16 protein-coding genes, 1 tRNA gene and 1 other RNA gene are annotated in these 15,811 nt (G+C 56.0%); 5 read left to right on the top strand and 13 right to left on the bottom strand.

Annotated features, from left to right (window positions below; all coding sequences use genetic code 11):
- Positions 1–19: 19 nt before the first annotated feature.
- Positions 20–1,075, bottom strand: coding sequence for an NAD(P)H-dependent flavin oxidoreductase (locus tag GRI39_RS00960; RefSeq protein ID WP_160737835.1), 1,056 nt, complete (start codon positions 1,073–1,075; stop codon positions 20–22).
- Between the two features lie 120 nt (positions 1,076–1,195).
- Positions 1,196–1,468, bottom strand: coding sequence for a metal-sensitive transcriptional regulator (locus GRI39_RS00955; RefSeq protein WP_160737834.1), 273 nt, complete (start codon positions 1,466–1,468; stop codon positions 1,196–1,198).
- Between the two features lie 72 nt (positions 1,469–1,540).
- On the opposite strand from GRI39_RS00955, the gene GRI39_RS00950 reads away from it, so the two are divergent.
- Together GRI39_RS00950 and GRI39_RS00945 are read left to right on the top strand one after the other, a co-directional pair.
- The gene (locus tag GRI39_RS00950) at positions 1,541–3,307 is read left to right on the top strand and encodes a copper resistance system multicopper oxidase (RefSeq protein WP_160737833.1); all 1,767 of its coding nucleotides are present in this window, start codon (positions 1,541–1,543) and stop codon (positions 3,305–3,307) included.
- Entirely contained in the window at positions 3,307–4,212 is a 906-nt protein-coding gene (locus GRI39_RS00945) for a copper resistance protein B (protein ID WP_160737832.1), read from the top strand. The genes GRI39_RS00950 and GRI39_RS00945 overlap by 1 nt, the downstream gene beginning before the upstream one ends.
- A 15-nt stretch (positions 4,213–4,227) precedes the next feature.
- Here GRI39_RS00945 and GRI39_RS00940 read toward each other — a convergent pair whose 3' ends face one another.
- Together GRI39_RS00940 and GRI39_RS14805 are read right to left on the bottom strand one after the other, a co-directional pair.
- The gene (locus tag GRI39_RS00940) at positions 4,228–5,403 is read right to left on the bottom strand and encodes an acetyltransferase domain-containing protein (RefSeq protein WP_246204804.1); all 1,176 of its coding nucleotides are present in this window, start codon (positions 5,401–5,403) and stop codon (positions 4,228–4,230) included.
- Positions 5,404–5,499: 96 nt separating this feature from the next.
- Positions 5,500–5,883 (bottom strand): hypothetical protein, encoded by a 384-nt coding sequence (locus GRI39_RS14805; RefSeq protein WP_425482296.1) that lies wholly within the window; start codon positions 5,881–5,883, stop codon positions 5,500–5,502.
- Positions 5,884–5,913: 30 nt separating this feature from the next.
- On the opposite strand from GRI39_RS14805, the gene GRI39_RS14505 reads away from it, so the two are divergent.
- Positions 5,914–6,102 carry a TonB-dependent receptor gene (locus GRI39_RS14505; protein WP_246204802.1) on the top strand — a complete coding sequence of 63 codons (189 nt, stop codon included), beginning with the start codon at positions 5,914–5,916 and terminating at the stop codon, positions 6,100–6,102.
- A gap of 16 nt (positions 6,103–6,118) precedes the next feature.
- Here the strand turns inward: GRI39_RS14505 and GRI39_RS00930 are convergent, their stop codons facing one another.
- The 3 genes from GRI39_RS00930 to GRI39_RS00920 form a co-directional block, all read right to left on the bottom strand.
- Entirely contained in the window at positions 6,119–6,340 is a 222-nt protein-coding gene (locus GRI39_RS00930) for a hypothetical protein (protein ID WP_211371384.1), read from the bottom strand.
- Between the two features lie 133 nt (positions 6,341–6,473).
- Positions 6,474–7,649: a tetratricopeptide repeat protein gene (locus GRI39_RS00925; RefSeq protein ID WP_160737829.1), complete on the bottom strand. Its 1,176-nt coding sequence runs from the start codon at positions 7,647–7,649 to the stop codon at positions 6,474–6,476.
- Positions 7,650–7,893: 244 nt separating this feature from the next.
- Positions 7,894–7,979 (bottom strand) — tRNA-Tyr (locus GRI39_RS00920).
- 143 nt (positions 7,980–8,122) lie between these two features.
- On the opposite strand from GRI39_RS00920, the gene rlmB reads away from it, so the two are divergent.
- The gene (gene rlmB / locus GRI39_RS00915) at positions 8,123–8,914 is read left to right on the top strand and encodes a 23S rRNA (guanosine(2251)-2'-O)-methyltransferase RlmB (protein ID WP_160737828.1); all 792 of its coding nucleotides are present in this window, start codon (positions 8,123–8,125) and stop codon (positions 8,912–8,914) included.
- A 10-nt stretch (positions 8,915–8,924) separates the two neighbouring features.
- Positions 8,925–9,785, top strand: a complete 861-nt coding sequence (locus tag GRI39_RS00910) for a hypothetical protein (RefSeq protein WP_160737827.1) — start codon at positions 8,925–8,927, stop codon at positions 9,783–9,785.
- A 109-nt stretch (positions 9,786–9,894) separates the two neighbouring features.
- Here GRI39_RS00910 and GRI39_RS00905 read toward each other — a convergent pair whose 3' ends face one another.
- The 6 genes from GRI39_RS00905 to GRI39_RS00880 all read right to left on the bottom strand — a co-directional run bounded on the left by GRI39_RS00905 (position 9,895) and on the right by GRI39_RS00880 (position 15,791).
- The gene (locus GRI39_RS00905; protein ID WP_160737826.1) at positions 9,895–10,167 is read right to left on the bottom strand and encodes an HU family DNA-binding protein; all 273 of its coding nucleotides are present in this window, start codon (positions 10,165–10,167) and stop codon (positions 9,895–9,897) included.
- A 247-nt stretch (positions 10,168–10,414) separates the two neighbouring features.
- The gene (gene lon / locus GRI39_RS00900) at positions 10,415–12,805 is read right to left on the bottom strand and encodes an endopeptidase La (RefSeq protein WP_160737825.1); all 2,391 of its coding nucleotides are present in this window, start codon (positions 12,803–12,805) and stop codon (positions 10,415–10,417) included.
- 277 nt (positions 12,806–13,082) lie between these two features.
- Positions 13,083–13,424, bottom strand: a complete 342-nt coding sequence (locus GRI39_RS00895; RefSeq protein WP_160738552.1) for a YbaB/EbfC family nucleoid-associated protein — start codon at positions 13,422–13,424, stop codon at positions 13,083–13,085.
- Positions 13,421–15,319, bottom strand: coding sequence for a DNA polymerase III subunit gamma/tau (locus tag GRI39_RS00890; protein WP_160737824.1), 1,899 nt, complete (start codon positions 15,317–15,319; stop codon positions 13,421–13,423). The genes GRI39_RS00895 and GRI39_RS00890 overlap by 4 nt, the downstream gene beginning before the upstream one ends.
- Before the next feature lie 38 nt (positions 15,320–15,357).
- An RNA gene (gene ffs, locus GRI39_RS00885) (signal recognition particle sRNA small type) lies at positions 15,358–15,452 on the bottom strand.
- Positions 15,453–15,512: 60 nt separating this feature from the next.
- Complete coding sequence (locus tag GRI39_RS00880) at positions 15,513–15,791, bottom strand: ETC complex I subunit (RefSeq protein ID WP_160737823.1); 279 nt, start codon at positions 15,789–15,791, stop codon at positions 15,513–15,515.
- Positions 15,792–15,811: the final 20 nt, after the last annotated feature.

Raw genomic sequence — 15,811 nt, 5'->3', positions numbered from 1 at the left:
AAGCGAACGAACCCCTCGCTTAATCCGACAATGAATCAAACTCGCTCCAGAGCAATTCAACCAAATTCGAAGCCGGCATGGCCCGATGAAGCGGTGCGCCCTGGCCCGCCCATTGTGCACCAAAGCCGTTTTCCCCGGCCCTTTTGGCAGCAGCGTTGAGTGCTTTCCCTGCGTCATAGGCAATGGGGTAATCGGGCGGTGTCAGCCGATTTTCTGCCGCCCATTGCGTAAAGCGGTTGCTCAGACATCGCGCGGGGCGGCCCGAAATCGCGCGGGTCATCACTGTGCGATGCGCGCTCTCACTGACAATCGCTGCCCGATAGGCTTCATCTGCATTACTTTCAGGGCAAGCAATGAATGCCGTCCCCAGTTGAGCGGCGACAGCTCCCAAATCCAATGCCGCGCGAATCCCTGCCCCGTCCATGATGCCGCCGGCAGCAATGACTGGCAGTTTTGTCTTGGCCACCAACAAGCGGGTAAGAACCATGGTGCCAAGTTTACTGTCATTCTCTGTCGGATCGAACACCCCTCGGTGCCCGCCTGCTTCCCACCCCTGCGCTACGATCACGTCGACCCCTGCCGCTTCTATGAGCCTGGCCTCGGCTAAATTCGTTGCAGTAGCAAACAATGTGCAGCCAACATTCTTCAGTGCAGCGATTCGGTCAGCGGCAGGCAAGCCGAAGTGAAAGCTGACAATTGGCGGAGCTGCCTCAAGGAGCATAGCGAGCATTCCATCATCCTCAGCGAAACTGGGATAAATCGCCTCCAGCCTGGCAGGAGCCTCCGAACCGAACTGCCGGAACAACGGCCGTAATGCCTCCAGCCATTCATTTTCTCTTTTCGCATCTGCATAAGCAGCGCCGTGGACAAACAGATTTACGTTGAAGGCACGGCTGGTTCTTGCGCGAGTGGCCTCGATCATCTCTCGGGCTCCGGCTGCATTCGTAGCCCCAACCCCAATAGAGCCCAGACCGCCAGCGTTGGATACAGCGGCTGCCAATTCCGGTGTCGATACGCCTGCCATGGGCGCCTGCACAATCGGGAGTGCAATTCCGAGCTTTCCAAGCAATGTCATATGGTCATTTTGAACCTTTGCACAAACACCCGCAATAGAGCCATGTGCCAGAAACCGCTCCCTGACCGGAAACTATGCAAAGCAAATCCCAAGGCCAAATCTGGATTTGGCCCTCGAAGCCTAGCGCTTCACTTTCTCAAACAAATCAATCAATTCAGCGAACTTTGCTTTCTGCTCTTCCACGTCACCGGACTTGATCGCATCAGCCACACAGCAAGATGCGTGATCTTTCAGAACGGCGCTTTCCACCTTGTCGAGTGCTGATTTCACCGCCTGAAGCTGGTGCAAAATGTCAATGCAATAGCGATCATCCTCCAGCATTTGCGCTAATCCGCGCACCTGCCCTTCAATCCGACGCAGGCGATTGATAGTGGCCTTGCTTCCTTCTTTCATCATTGCTCCTTGATATACCCCTATGGGGTATTTATCATTTATCTCATGGTAGGAAATTCCAAGGGGCGCGCAATGGCTGGTTTCACACGCAGAAAGCTGTTTGGCACGATGGCTCTGAGCGGAGCCTCGCTCGCCCTGCCCAATTGGGCGCGCGGCATGAGCATTTCGAACGCAACTATCCGTTCCGGCTTTGATGAAGTCAGCGGCGGCGCCATCAAGCTCACCATCGGTAATGGAACACATCGCGTTCAGGGCCGCACATCCCATGCCGTTGCAGTGAATGGCAGCGTGCCCGGCCCGCTCATCCGCCTGAAGGAAGGCACCATCGCTCAACTCGCTATCCACAACATGCTGGATGTGGATAGCTCGATCCATTGGCACGGGCTGCTGCTGCCCTTCCAATATGACGGTGTGCCCGGTGTGAGCTTTCCGGGCATTCCGGCAGGCGGCCACTTCACCGCCACATTTCCCGTGCGGCAGTCCGGCACCTATTGGTGGCATAGCCATTCAGGCTTGCAGGAACAGACCGGCCATTATGGCCCGCTGGTAATTGATCCGGCAGGCGCTGACCCGGTGCAGGCCGACCGTGACTATGTGCTGCTGCTGAGCGAATTTACGCCGCTTTCCCCACACACCATTTTTGACAAGCTCAAAAAGGGCGAAGGCTATTTCAACTACCAGCAAACAAGCTGGACTGATGATTATCCGCTGACGGGTGAACAGCGCCGCATGTGGGGCAAGATGCGGATGATGCCGACCGATATTCTCGACGTGACAGGCTCCACCTATACCTATCTTGCCAATGGCCACGGGCCACAGGAGGGGCTGGAATTTCTGTTCAGCCCCGGTGAGCGTATTCGGCTGCGGATCATCAATGGTTCAGCCATGACATTCTTCAACATCCGCATCCCCGGCCTCGCCATGAGCGTGGTGGCTGCCGATGGGCAGAATATCCGCCCGGTAGAAGTGGATGAATTCCAGATCGGAGTGGCCGAAACTTATGATGTGATTGTCGAACCTCGCCATGAAGGGGTCTATACGATCGCGGCCGAAAGCATGGACCGTTCGGGCATGGCCGTAGCCACCCTCACTTCTGCGCCCGGTGCGCGGGCTGATATCCCGGCTCTACGCAATCCGCCGCTTCTTACCATGGCCGACATGGGGATGAACCACGGAGCCATGGAGATGGATCATTCCACGATGGGGATGAACCATGCATCCGTGGCTATGGACAAGGTGGCCAAGCCCGGCAGCAGCGCAATGGATATGTCTGGCATGTCGATGCGCGATACCTCGCTGCTGCCCGATACGGTAAAAGTCGGCCCCGGCATCGACATGGTGTCCATGGCCCCGGTTGACCGGATGGGTTTCCCCGGCCTTGGGCTGGACAAAGTAGCGCATCGCACGCTCAATTATCGCAAATTGTCGGCGCTTGAAGCCAATCCAGACACGCGCAAGCCCTCGCGCTTCATGGAACTGCATCTGACCGGTAATATGGAACGCTATATGTGGTCATTTGACGGGCAGACATTTTCTGCCGTCAGCGATCAGCCGATCCGCTTTGCCTATAATGAAAGGGTGCGGGTGAAGCTGGTGAATGACACGATGATGGCCCACCCCATCCACCTCCACGGCCATTTCTTTGAGCTGGTGAATGGAGAAGATGCGCCCCACCAACCGCGCAAACATACGGTGATTGTACAACCCGGAGGCAGTGCGCAGTTTGACCTGACCGCTAATGAACCGGGCGACTGGGCCTTTCATTGCCACCTTCTCTACCACATGCACGCGGGCATGTTTCAAATCGTCAGCGTTGCCAGCCCGCAGGAGAATGGCTAATGGAACGGCTCCTTTATCTTCCATTTCTGGGCTTGCCCCTTTTGGCCATCTCCACGCCTGCTCTGGCGCAGATGCAGGACATGCCGATGGATCATGGCGCGCATGATCATCACGCGATGATGATGGATGAAGCAGCTGAGCCAGACATCACCGTTCCCACCACGCAGGCCCCGCCGCCGCCCGCTGCGGGCAGCGGCCCTGCCCGCGCGGCAGATGCCATCTGGGGGGCCGAGGCGATGGCAGCCTCGCGCGAAGAACTGGCCCACCATATGGGTGCCCAGACGCGATTGTTCATGATGGCGGACAGGCTGGAATATCGCGCCCGCGATGGAGCCAATGGGTATTTGTGGGATGCGCAGGCCCGTTATGGCGGGGACCTTAACGCTCTCTGGATCAAGAGCGAAGGCGAAGGCAGCTTTGGCAAAAAGCCCGAACAGGCCGAAGTGCAGGCGCTTTACAGCCATGCGATTGGCCCATGGTTCGATCTTCAGGCGGGTGTTCGTCAGGACTTCGCCGGGCCAGACCGCACCCATGCGGTGATCGGCATTCAGGGGCTTGCACCCTATCAGTTTGAAGTGGATGCGGCCGCCTTCCTGTCCCAGAAAGGCGATCTGACTGCCCGGGTAGAAGCTGAAATCGATCAGCGCATCACCCAGCGGCTGATTATCCAGCCGCGTGCCGAAGTGAAGCTATCCGCGCAGGATATTCCCGAGCTGGGTATCGGTGCGGGGCTCGATACAGCCGAATTGGGCCTTCGCCTGCGCTATGAGGTGACGCGCGAATTTGCGCCCTATATTGGCGTGGCTCAGGAATGGAAATTGGGCCAGAGCGCCGATTATGCCCGGGCCAAGGGGGATGATCCCAGCGTCACGAATTTTGTGGCGGGCATTCGCTTCTGGTTCTGAAACCCGCCACTGCGTTCACAAATAGCGCATCCACCATTGGTTGCTCGCGCGTTTGCGCCGCGCGAACCAGCGGCAAAGGAACCAGCTTGGCACTGCCAATGCAGCCGCGATGGCCCATATCTGCCAGACATGGTGCACCGAATAAAAGCCGCTCTCATCCACCCCCAGAACAGGCTGCACTGCGCGATTGAGCAGGTTCAGCGCGTAAAGGTGGAATAGGTAAAAAAACAGCGGGACTGAACCGAAAATACTCAAGATGCAATTCGCCCAGTCAGGCAGTTTTTCAAAGGCAGCGAGCAACAGCAGCCCGCCACCAAGGGTGAGTAAGAGAAAGTCCATCGAGGGTGGATATTTGGTGACGTTGAGAAAGCTCATCACGCTCAGCAAAGGCGTTGCCCCCTGTTCCCAAGGCGTTGGATCACCATAAATGTTAATGAAGCGCGCCACAGCGAATGCTGCCAATGAAGCAAGGCCAAGGATAAACAGAATATGCCGCCGCATTGCCCCTGCAAAATGGCGTGCAAATACCGGCCCCAAGGCATAGCCGAGCATGATAACCCCAAACCAAGGCAGTAAGGGATAGGACGTGCGGGCTTGCGCTCCAAACGGCAGGTCAATCATTCCACGATCATGCAGCATGGCCCAGAGGACATGGCCTGCCTCCCCCGGCGCAACCGCAATCGGATCGAGCAGATTGTGCCCCAGAACGATCGCGGCACCCAACATCACCAGCCAGAATCGCGGCAAATGCACCGCTGCCGCCAGAACAATCATGGATAGGCCAATCGCCCAGATCACTTGCAGGTAGAAAATCTCCGGTGTGAAAGAAAAGGTCCAGGCAAAGCTCACCAGCGTCAATTCCAGCACAATCAGGAACAGCCCTCGCTTGAACAGGAAGGCTGAGGCTGCGCGATGGGCTGCGGGGGTGTCGGCACGCCCCTCCCCCTGCCCGTAAAGCCACGCAGCAACACCGGTCAGGCCCACAAAAACGGGCGCACAGAAGTGCGCCGCCAACCGGGTGAAGAACAGATCGGGCGACGTGGAATCCAGCCCCATGGGGTCGCTCACCTGATACTTCATGAAGAAGGATTCACGCGCATGATCGACAAGCATCAAGAGCATCACCAGCCCTCGCAGTGCATCAATGGAAGTGATGCGGCTGGACGGAATGGATGTGGAAGATTTCAGCAATTTCGCAGGTTTAGAGAGAACTTCGGTTGACAGGATGGGTCTCCTTTCGCAATTGCGATGATACAACATATCGCAAAAATCAACCCTCGTACCTGTTCAAATGCTTCGCTCTTGCTGCTGCAACCCTTCCCACCATTTGTTTTGCCACCCCGGCCTATGCCGAAGCTGAAGCTGCTTATGAAAGCAGTGAGTGATATTTTCGCACTCCATGGTAACTGGGGCTAAAGCTTCCTGCTCAATTCGGGCACTGGCCGCGATGGCGCAGGATTTGCCCCCGAAAGCGGCCATGGCTACGAATTGGGTGTAATCGCCGCCCTGCCCGGCATTGACGTGGCTGTGACATGGTTTGACATCGGCAAGCGTGACATTCTCACCAATGACCCGGTCGATCCCAACTTCCTCGTCCCTGTGGGCAGCTTGTCGAGAAAAGGCATCGAATTCGACGCTTTGTGCAAAGCTCGATGAAAACTGGCAGATCATTGCAATTACGCCTGGACCCGCTCGCACTGGATGGCAGCAGGTTTTATCCTGCCCCATTACGTGACCGCCAAGGCAGCAGTGGAATATGCACTTTCCTGCCGTGTCGCTCTACGCCTGGAGGCAGATAACATCTTTGACGAACGCTATGCTGACAGGTCGTCCAGCCAGCTTTGGATCTTCCCCGACACCCTGCGCAGCGTGAAGGGTCAATTCGCTTGAGCTTAGAGCTTAGAGCTTACGTCTCACCCTCTTCCGGCGAAGTCGCCACTATCACCGGAGCAGTCGGCACATATTCACCATTCTCGATCAGTTGACGGGCGGCCTCCGCCATTTCACCGCCATGAGGGTTAAAAGCAACTGGAGCGAGATAGGCCCGAGCAGCCTCCTTGCGTCCCTTTTGCAGCATCAATTGCCCGACCGTCATTCGTAGACTGAGATCGAATGGTGCCAAGGCCACCGCACGCTCCAGCCCATCCACCGCGATATCGGGGGCTTCCTCCCCCTGCTCGGCAAAGAGCCGATGGAAATAAATCAGCGGAATCGGATGATCGTTTTCCAGCCGATTGAGAGCAATGATGGTTTTGCGCGCTTCAGCATATGTGGGTTGCGCATTCTTTCGGCATCAGCCTTCGCGAAGAGTGCATAAATATCTTGCGAACATAGGCATCAGCATAAGCATCATCGCGCCCGATAGCCGCATCAGCCGACGCAACCGCCTGATCGATATTACCGGCATCCAGCTCCGCCTCTGAAAGCTCTGCCAGCACCACAGCGTCATCTGGAAACCTGGCAGCAATTTTACGGGCATCCATCAGCACTTCCTGCGCCGACTCTTCATCCACACCGGTTTTCGAAACAATTTTGGTGGGCATGATCGCAGCTTCACCATCACGCAGTTCGCGGATCGTAATATCGCCAATTTCCAACATGCCAGGCTTAAGTGAAAAGGTTTTCATGCGCCTACTCATCAAATAGGCGGACAGTTCCTTTTCGAGCTGATCCAGATCGCCGAAAGCCTGCTTGCCTGCCTCAAGCGATGGCGTGCCTGTTCTAACCAGCCGCATATATTGCATCAACTGGCCCTGCCGCTCCTTATTGAAGATCAGGTAGTGATAAAGCAGCCAACTGCGACCATAGAACGAATCGTAGCTGCGCCCCCGATTGGCTTCGTAAAGGTCACTATCCAGCAATTGCTCGATCGGAACTTTTGGCAGGTTCAGTAGCTCATGGGCCCGAGACATCGGAACACCGCCAACATTCACCGTGCCATCTCGTTCAAATGATGCCGCGGCCCAGAATTCTGCGGAACCTTCAGTCAACCACTTAACAGGCGGCGCAGTCGATGCAGCATATTGGAAATGATGCGCATATTCGTGAAGCAACACACTCATCGAAGAGCTGATTCTTTTGCCCCCATAAATTCCGTCTGGAACAATCGCTAGAGAGCCACCTGCACTGGGGACATAGAAACCTTGAATGTAACGGCTCTTGCTGCCGATAAGTTCACGAACGTCTTTTTGGCTATCCACCTGATAGATGGTGACTCGATTGGATGGGCTCGGCGTGTCAGGCTCCGTCGCCAGAATCAGTTTCAGTGCAGCATGAAAATTCTCAAGGCTCTCCGTAAAACGGCGGAGACTGTGCTCTCTTTCATCAGCATAGATGACAAAATGCTCGCTCGATGCTTCGCGCCATTTGGCATGGGCTGGCTGCATAAACCCAAAGCCTGTCAGCACCAGCCCAGCCAATTTAAATATCTTGCGCAAATTCCAGCAAAGATCCAATTTTCATGCCCCCCTCTTCTCCTCTTGTCTTTCAAAAGGAACCAGAAGAACAAGCATTCTTTAAAAGAATAAAGAATATCCCAAATACGCGCCTGCCTATCTTCGCGAGATGCAGAAACACATCCGAACAGATATCATAGGAAACGGCAGCATTAAGGCTGCACAGCAAGTAACAATATCCACCACGCCAGTAGTGATATAGCGTTGAGTTTTGAGAGGGGCGAAGTGGTGGACAGGGCTGGATTCGAACCAGCGTACGCTTGCGCGGGCAGATTTACAGTCTGCTGCCTTTAACCACTCGGCCACCTGTCCACCGGTTCGCCGGTTGCGGGGTTTATTCCACTTGAAGTGCCTCTCGAGAGAGGAACCGTCCGGCCGAGTGGGGGGCTCAATGGCGAAGCGGCGCTTGCCTGTCAATGGGGCTACTGGCATGCGCGCACAAATAAGGAGATTTTATGGCCAAAAATGTTGATAAAAAGGCTTTGCGGGGGCGCGCAGGCCGTATGCAGGGCGGGCGTGGCTCTGGCCGCAGCGCAGCAGGCGTTGTGCGGCTCTGGGGTCGTCATGCAGTCGAAGCAGCACTGATGAATCCCAACAGGCAACATAAAAAGCTGTGGGCAACTCGAGAAGCACTGGAAGCGTTGGACGGCGAATTGCCAGAAAATTTTCCTGTGGAATATGCCGCCGTCACTGACCTGGCCCGCCTCGTCACACGGGACACGCCACATCAGGGGCTGGTTCTGGAATGCGAACCGCTGGAAGATTTGCATCTCGATGAAGTGCTGGATGGGGATTCATCACGCCCAATCGTCGTGCTCGATCAGGTCACAGACCCGCACAATGTTGGCGCGATTCTACGCTCTGCCGCTGCTTTCAACGCGGTCGCCATTGTGACGCAGGATCGCCATGCTCCGCCAGAAAGCGGCGTTGTGGCAAAATCTGCCTCCGGTGCGATGGAAACAATGCCTTGGGTGCGTGTGGTCAATCTGGCACGTGCGCTCGATGAGATGGCAGACGCCGGTTATTGGCGAATCGGACTTGCCGGTGAAGCCGAAGCCACTTTTGCTGAAGCTCTGCCAACCGGCCCGGTTGCTCTGGTGCTTGGTGCAGAAGGTGAAGGCTTGCGGCATAATATCGCGCAACATTGCGATGCCCTCGCCCGGCTTCCCATCAGCGAGCAGATGGAAAGCCTCAATGTCTCCAATGCTGCGGCCATCGCGCTCTACGCCGCAGCGATTCGCAACTGAGGATGAACTCATGATTCATTGGACTGAGATCCGCAGGCCAATAGTCGCCCTATGTGCGGCCAGCACAGCATTATTGCTGGCCGCATGTATGCTGGTGCCGGGAAAATTTGATTCAACGCTCAATCTGCATCGCGATGGCAGCTTCACTTATAATTACACTGGTGAAATCACCATGCTCGGCCTGAGTGAACTGGCCGCCATGGCCGCCGAGCAGAAAGACAACGGAGAATTCTTACCCCACTGCTGGGATGAAGAGACCAACGCACAGCGTGATTGCACACAAGAGGAGATCGAAACCCAGCGCGAGGAATGGGAAACCTTCAACTCCAGCCGCAAGAATGAGGCACAGAAAAACGCTGGTATTATGCAATCCATGATGGGTGGTATTGATCCCTCTGATCCAGATGTCGGGGAAGAAATAGCGGCTAAGTTGCGCCGTCAGAAAGGCTGGAAAAACGTCGAATATGCTGGGAAAGGCCTGTTCAACGTGGAGTTTGAAATCACCAGCAAACTGACTCATGATTTTATTTTTCCGACCATCGAAGACATGCCAATGGTTGAAAAGTTCGTCATGCTCACGCGCCGCGCTGATAATAGCGTGCGGATCACCGCACCGGGGTTTTCAGCGCAAGACAATAGCAATCCGTCAGGAATGGGAGCCTTGCTGGCAGCGGCTGGCGAAAGCAAGAATGCTGACACTTCGGAACTTCCCAAGCTTGAAGGGACATTCCGCATCATCACCAATGGCACAATTCTGGCCAATAACACTGATGAAGGGCCACGCGCTTCCTCAAATGGCAAAGTGCTGGAATGGGTCATCAACAGCCGGACCAAGGTCGCCCCGACAGCGCTGATTGCGCTGCAAAAATAGACGACGTGCACTCTGATTGCTCAGGGCAACAAAAAGGCCGCTCCTCAAACGAGGAGCGGCCTTTTGCCTATCCGGAGGCCAAGCCTACCGGATAAATTGATTAAAATGCTTAGTTTACAGCATCCTTGAGACCTTTGCCGGCCTTGAACTTTGGCTGGGTCGATGCCTTGATGGTCATCGGTTCGCCAGTGCGTGGGTTGCGGCCGGTGGACGCCTTGCGCTTAGCGACTGAGAATGTGCCAAAGCCAACCAGACGAACTTCGTCTTCTTTGGCCAAAGCAGAGGTGATCGTTTCAAAAACCGCTTCAACAGCCTTGGTGGCATCGTTGCGGGTAAGGCCGCTGGCATCAGCGACTGCGCCGATCAGTTCGTTCTTGTTCATAAGTGAATAACCCCCTCAGGTTGTTCGTGTGGGATAGTAAATTTGAATCGCCTCGCGATGCATGGAATTGAGCCGTTTTTGATGCATCTGTCAAAGCCTAAGGCGCAGAAAAGAGCGGTTTTTTTAAAATTATTACATTGGCTTGCTTATTGTTGCACTGCGCAAAAAAGGAAGCTCCCCAAGCTGAAAACGACAGATTAGGGAGACATACCTATATATTGCGCTGCACTCTCGACCGGTCGTGCATTTAGTGCGCCATACCACGTGTCAAATCCGGAACCTGAGGCACGGGTTGGCTGGCGAGGTCATCCGCCTCTGTCCATTCGATCGGTTCGGGCTTTGACGTCAAAGCAATCTCCAAAACCTCATCGACATGCTTCACAGGGATGATTTTCATGCCCTGCTTCACATTATCGGGAATTTCAGCGAGGTCTTTTTCGTTTTCTTCGGGAATCATCACCGTCGTGATTCCCCCGCGAAGTGCCGCGAGCAGCTTTTCTTTAAGGCCACCGATAGGCAGCACACGGCCACGCAAAGTGACTTCACCTGTCATCGCAACATCAGGCCGCACCGGAATGCCGCTGAGCGTTGAAACGATGGAAGTGACCATGCCGATACCAGCACTTGGCCCATCCTTGGGCACGGCCCCTTCGGGCAGATGGATGTGGATGTTCTTGCGCTGGAACAGCGATGGCTTGATCCCATAAGCAGGAGCCCGCGCCTTCACAAAGCTGAAAGCAGCCTGGATGGATTCATTCATCACATCACCGAGCTTGCCGGTTGTGCGGATTTCCCCCTTGCCGGGCGTCGTCACGCTTTCAATTGACAGGAGCTGGCCGCCCACTTCTGTCCAGGCAAGACCCGTAACGGCCCCGACCTGCGCTTCTTCTTCCGACATATCATGGCGGAATTTACGCACACCGGCGAAGTCCCCCAGATTTTCGGGCGTGATGGAAACGGAACTCACTTCCTTTTCGAGAATTTTGCGCAGCACCTTACGGCACAATGCGGCAATTTCCCGCTCCAGCGTACGCACGCCAGCTTCGCGGGTGTAATAGCGAATCAGATCGCGCAGACCAGCTTCGGTGAGTTCAAACTCCCCTTCGGTCAGGCCATGGGCTTCGATCTGCTTGGCGATCAGATGCCGTTGCGCAATCTCGACTTTTTCATCTTCCGTATAACCTTCCAGACGGATGATCTCCATCCGGTCCAGCAGCGCCTGCGGGAGATTGAGCGAGTTTGCCGTGCAGACAAACATCACATCACTGAGGTCTACATCGAGTTCAAGATAGTGATCCTGGAACTTCGAATTCTGTTCCGGGTCCAGCACTTCGAGCAGGGCAGATGCCGGATCACCCCGGAAATCCTGCCCCAGCTTGTCAATCTCATCGAGCAGGAACAGCGGGTTCGATGCACCAGCCTTCTTGAGATTGGTCACGATCTTACCCGGCAGCGAGCCGATATAGGTCCGGCGATGGCCGCGAATTTCAGCTTCATCACGCACACCGCCCAGCGACTGGCGGATAAATTCACGCCCTGTGGCCTTGGCGATAGACTTGCCAAGGCTGGTCTTGCCGACACCCGGAGGGCCGACGAGGCACAGGATCGGGCCTTTCAATTTATTGGTGCGTGCCTGAACCGCCAGATATTCGACGATCCGGTCCTTCACCTTATCCAGCGCATAGTGATCCTCATCAAGGACTTCCTGCGCCTTGCCGATGTCCTTTTTCAGCTTGGATTTCTTGCCCCAAGGCAAGCCCAGCAACACATCGAGATAATTGCGGATCACGGTCGCTTCGGCGCTCATCGGTTGCATGTGCTTGAGCTTTTTCAGCTCAGACTGCGCCTTGGCTTTGGCTTCCTTCGACATTTTCAGCGTGTCGATCTGTTTCTGCAATTCGGCCAGTTCATCGGCTTCTTCACCGTCGCCATTGCCGAGTTCAGACTGGATCGCTTTCAACTGTTCGTTGAGGTAATATTCCCGCTGGGTCTTTTCCATCTGGCGCTTCACACGGCCACGGATCTTGCGCTCCACCTGAAGGACGGAGAGTTCGCCTTCCATGAAGGAGAACACCATTTCGAGGCGCTTCAGCGGCTCAGGTTCGGTCAGCACGGCCTGTTTGTCTGACACCTTGGCGGTCAGATTAGCGGCAATCGTGTCTGACAATTTTCCCGCATCATCAATATTGGCCAGCTCTTCATCCAGCTCTTCAGGGAGCTTCTTGTTGAGCTTGGCATATTCGCCGAACTGTTCGAGCGCAGAGCGCATCATCGCGGCAACTTCATTGCCAGCCGATGTCACTTCATCCTGCAATTCAACCTGCGCAACGACGAGGCCGCCTTCTTCGCGCATATTGTCCATCTGGGCACGCTGCTTGCCTTCCACCAGCACGCGCACCGTACCATCAGGCAGTTTCAGCAGTTGCAGCACCTGCGCCACAACGCCCACATCATAGAGGTCCGCGCGTTCAGGATCATCACAGCCCGGATCGAGCTGCGCCAGAAGGAAAATATCCTTGTCACCTTCCATCGCCGCTTCAAGCGCTGCCACGGACTTTTCACGGCCCACAAACAGCGGAACGACCATGCCGGGGAAAACGACAATATCGCGCAAGGGAAGCAGGGGGTATAAATTCATCAGCAATTCTGTCCGTTCAATTCCGGCGCAATAATGCACCATTCCCGGTAAAACCGGCTTGGCCCTGATATGGGAACGCACTGACTGCGGTGCAACATCCGCGCATCCTCACTTCTCCGGCCTAGTTGAGAAGTATGGGCATATTTTCAGCCAAGAACAGCGCAGAAACCCCTAAAATGGGGTTAAATCCCAAGATTTCTGCGCGGTTTTGGTTGTTTCCTGGGATATAAGATGCGCAGGGCTGGCAAAAGCAGTGCCTGCCTACCCTTTATGCGCCTCAGCCCATGCCGGGGAAATTGAAGCCCGGTGGCAGGCCCATGCCCTGCTGGACCTTGCCCATCTCATCATTGGCCACCCGGTCAGCCTTGCCGCGTGCATCGTTGAATGCCGCCGTGACCAGATCTTCCAGAACCTGCTTTTCTTCCGGCTTCATCAGGCTGTCATCAATCGCAACGCCCAGAATGCGGCCCTTGGCAGAGCAGCGAATCTTGACGAGACCGCCACCCGAAGTGCCTTCCACTTCAATCGCGTCAAGCTTGGCTTGGGCATCGCCCATCTGCTTCTGAATAGTTTCAGCGGCTTGCTGTGCTGCCTGCAGCATTTCTTCCATCGACTTCATGCGCTTCTGCTCCATTTCGTATCGCTTTTCAGCGTGTCTGATTCATCAACCAATTGCGCTCCTGGAAAGGCTTCAAATGCAGCCATGACCAAGGGAGCTTCACGAATTTTCCGTTCTTCAGCGGCTTTTTCCGCCTCTTTCACTTCCCGTAAAGAGGGCGAGCCTTCGCCTTCACCGCGTTCCACCTGCCAGCGTTCCCCGGTGGCCTGAAACAAGGCTTCGCGCAGCAGGCCCGTTGGATCGTCCGGCATTCCGGGGGCCAGCGTGAAGATCAATTCGCCCGATTTCAGCGAAATCACCCGCACCCAGTCGCGCATCATTTGCCAAGCGCGAAGCTGGCCGGAATGTTCCACCTGATCGACCAGATCCTGCCAGTGAACCGGCGGTGCCTGAACGGCCACCGGCGCTGTGGCAGATGGCGCGCCACTTGCAACAGCATCTCCAGACGGTGCTGGTGCAACCGCGATGCCATTGGTCGCCATATCCTGCAAAGTGCGGGCAAGCTGGCCGGGGTCGGGCATATTGGACGCATGCATCACCCGCAGCAGCGCCATTTGTGTGGCCACCAGCGGATCGGGTGCCTGGCGCACCTCGTCATACCCTTTGAGGAGAAGCTGCCACAGGCGGTGCAATTGCGCCGCTGAAAGCCGCCCTGCCCATTCCTCAATCGCTTGCCGCTCTTCCAGCGTCGGCGCATCTTCAGCACTGCCGCCCACCTGCGCCACGGTAATCTTATGCGTCAGGTCCATCGCCCCACGCAGCAGCGCCAGCGGTTCTACGCCCAGCGAATATTGCCGCGCAATCGCATCAAGCAGAGCCTTCGCGTCACCTTCCAGAACCGCGCCGAACAATGCCCGCTGTGCCGTCTTGTCAGACAGGCCCAGCATATCGCGCACCCGCTCCGCCGTCACCGTGCCGCCTTCGTTCAGATCGGCATGGGCAATCGCCTGATCGAGAATCGACAAGCCATCGCGTACCGAGCCTTCCGCCGCCGCGGCGACCATGGCCAAAGCTTCATCCTCCGCCTCCACCCGTTCCTGCCGGCAAATGCTGGCAAAATGCTGCTGGAGCATTGGGGTTGGAATCCGGCGAAGGTCAAAACGCTGCGTCCGGCTCAGCACGGTAACAGGCAGCTTATCAACTTCGGTGGTGGCGAAGAGGAATTTCACATGCGCCGGCGGTTCTTCCAGCGTCTTCAGCAAAGCGTTGAAGGCATTGCGGGACAGCATGTGCACTTCGTCGATGATGTAAATTTTATAGCGCGCCGAAACAGCGGCATAACGCACCGCTTCGATAATCTCGCGCACATCATCAACACCAGTATGCGAGGCAGCGTCCATTTCGATCACATCAATATGGCGGCCCTCAGCAATCGCGATGCAAGGCTCACACTTCCCACAAGGATCAATCGTCGGCCCGCCCTGCCCATCCGGCCCGATGCAGTTGAGCGCCTTGGCGATCAGACGCGCGGTGGAAGTCTTGCCGACCCCACGAACGCCAGTCATCAAAAAGGCATGGGCCAGCCGATCACGCTCAATCGCATTGGCCAGCGTGCGGACCATCGCATCCTGTCCGATCAGTTCGGAGAAGGTTTGCGGCCGGTATTTTCGAGCGAGAACGCGGTAAGGTTGCGCCACTTCAGATACTGCCACTGCTGTGTCGCTTTCTGGCGCTGTTAGAGCCCTTTCAGGCGCTGTCATGTCCTGTTCTGGCTCTTTTGCAGGAACAGGCTCTGGAGCCGCTTTCGCAGGCTCGTCATCCTGCTTCCAAGGCAGCGCTTCAGGCTCAAAAAGCGCGGATTGCCCGGCTTCTTCAAGCTCTTCAGCGCTGGGCTGCGTGTCATCACGCTCGTCTTCAGGGGGCGTATCGCCAAACATGTCCGCGGAATCATTCATAGCGGTCAAGGTAGGGGCTGGCGGCCAGAATGTCAGGAGAAAAAGGAGCCGAGCGACCCGTCGCAATCCGGTATGGCTGCTTCCTTCCGGACCTGACCAGGTTAGCGAACGCAAACGTCCGCCCGACTCCCGGCGCGCCGTATGGCTGGGTTACGAAAATATTGCAACCACTAGCCGCACTGCGCCGGGTCAATCAGCGAAAATTATCTGCGTAAGCCTGGATTTTCAGACGCTTAGCGGGAACGGTATGGGTGATGGCAGTGATGCCATACTTATCCGCATAGGCTTGAGCGGCTTCCTGTGAGGGAAACTTCAACTGGACCTGCTGCTGCGTATCGCCACTTCCGGCCCAACCCATCAAAGGGTCAGCCTTCTTGGCTTCGGCAGGCATAAATTCGAGAACCCACTGGTCCACGAGCGCCTTGCCGGATTGCATCGCATTCTTCGGTCGTTTGTAGATACGTGCCTGCATAAATGTCGCTTTCCTGCGAA

This window comes from Altericroceibacterium indicum (genome assembly GCF_009828105.1).
GTDB lineage: Bacteria > Pseudomonadota > Alphaproteobacteria > Sphingomonadales > Sphingomonadaceae > Altericroceibacterium > Altericroceibacterium indicum.
Note: the sequence above shows the minus strand (reverse complement) of the source record. Positions and strands in the feature narration are given on the sequence as shown.

Bases quoted from the DNA above. Each gene is read 5' to 3' on its own strand.
- GRI39_RS00960 (WP_160737835.1), bottom strand. From the start codon at position 1,075: ATGACATTGCTTGGAAAGCTCGGAATTGCACTCCCGATTGTGCAGGCG.
- GRI39_RS00955 (WP_160737834.1), bottom strand. From the start codon at position 1,468: ATGAAAGAAGGAAGCAAGGCCACTATCAATCGCCTGCGTCGGATTGAA.
- GRI39_RS00950 (WP_160737833.1), top strand. From the start codon at position 1,541: ATGGCTGGTTTCACACGCAGAAAGCTGTTTGGCACGATGGCTCTGAGC.
- GRI39_RS00945 (WP_160737832.1), top strand. From the start codon at position 3,307: ATGGAACGGCTCCTTTATCTTCCATTTCTGGGCTTGCCCCTTTTGGCC.
- GRI39_RS14805 (WP_425482296.1), bottom strand. From the start codon at position 5,883: ATGATCTGCCAGTTTTCATCGAGCTTTGCACAAAGCGTCGAATTCGAT.
- GRI39_RS14505 (WP_246204802.1), top strand. From the start codon at position 5,914: ATGGCAGCAGGTTTTATCCTGCCCCATTACGTGACCGCCAAGGCAGCA.
- rlmB (WP_160737828.1), top strand. From the start codon at position 8,123: ATGGCCAAAAATGTTGATAAAAAGGCTTTGCGGGGGCGCGCAGGCCGT.
- GRI39_RS00910 (WP_160737827.1), top strand. From the start codon at position 8,925: ATGATTCATTGGACTGAGATCCGCAGGCCAATAGTCGCCCTATGTGCG.
- GRI39_RS00905 (WP_160737826.1), bottom strand. From the start codon at position 10,167: ATGAACAAGAACGAACTGATCGGCGCAGTCGCTGATGCCAGCGGCCTT.
- lon (WP_160737825.1), bottom strand. From the start codon at position 12,805: ATGAATTTATACCCCCTGCTTCCCTTGCGCGATATTGTCGTTTTCCCC.
- GRI39_RS00895 (WP_160738552.1), bottom strand. From the start codon at position 13,424: ATGAAGTCGATGGAAGAAATGCTGCAGGCAGCACAGCAAGCCGCTGAA.
- GRI39_RS00890 (WP_160737824.1), bottom strand. From the start codon at position 15,319: ATGAATGATTCCGCGGACATGTTTGGCGATACGCCCCCTGAAGACGAG.
- GRI39_RS00880 (WP_160737823.1), bottom strand. From the start codon at position 15,791: ATGCAGGCACGTATCTACAAACGACCGAAGAATGCGATGCAATCCGGC.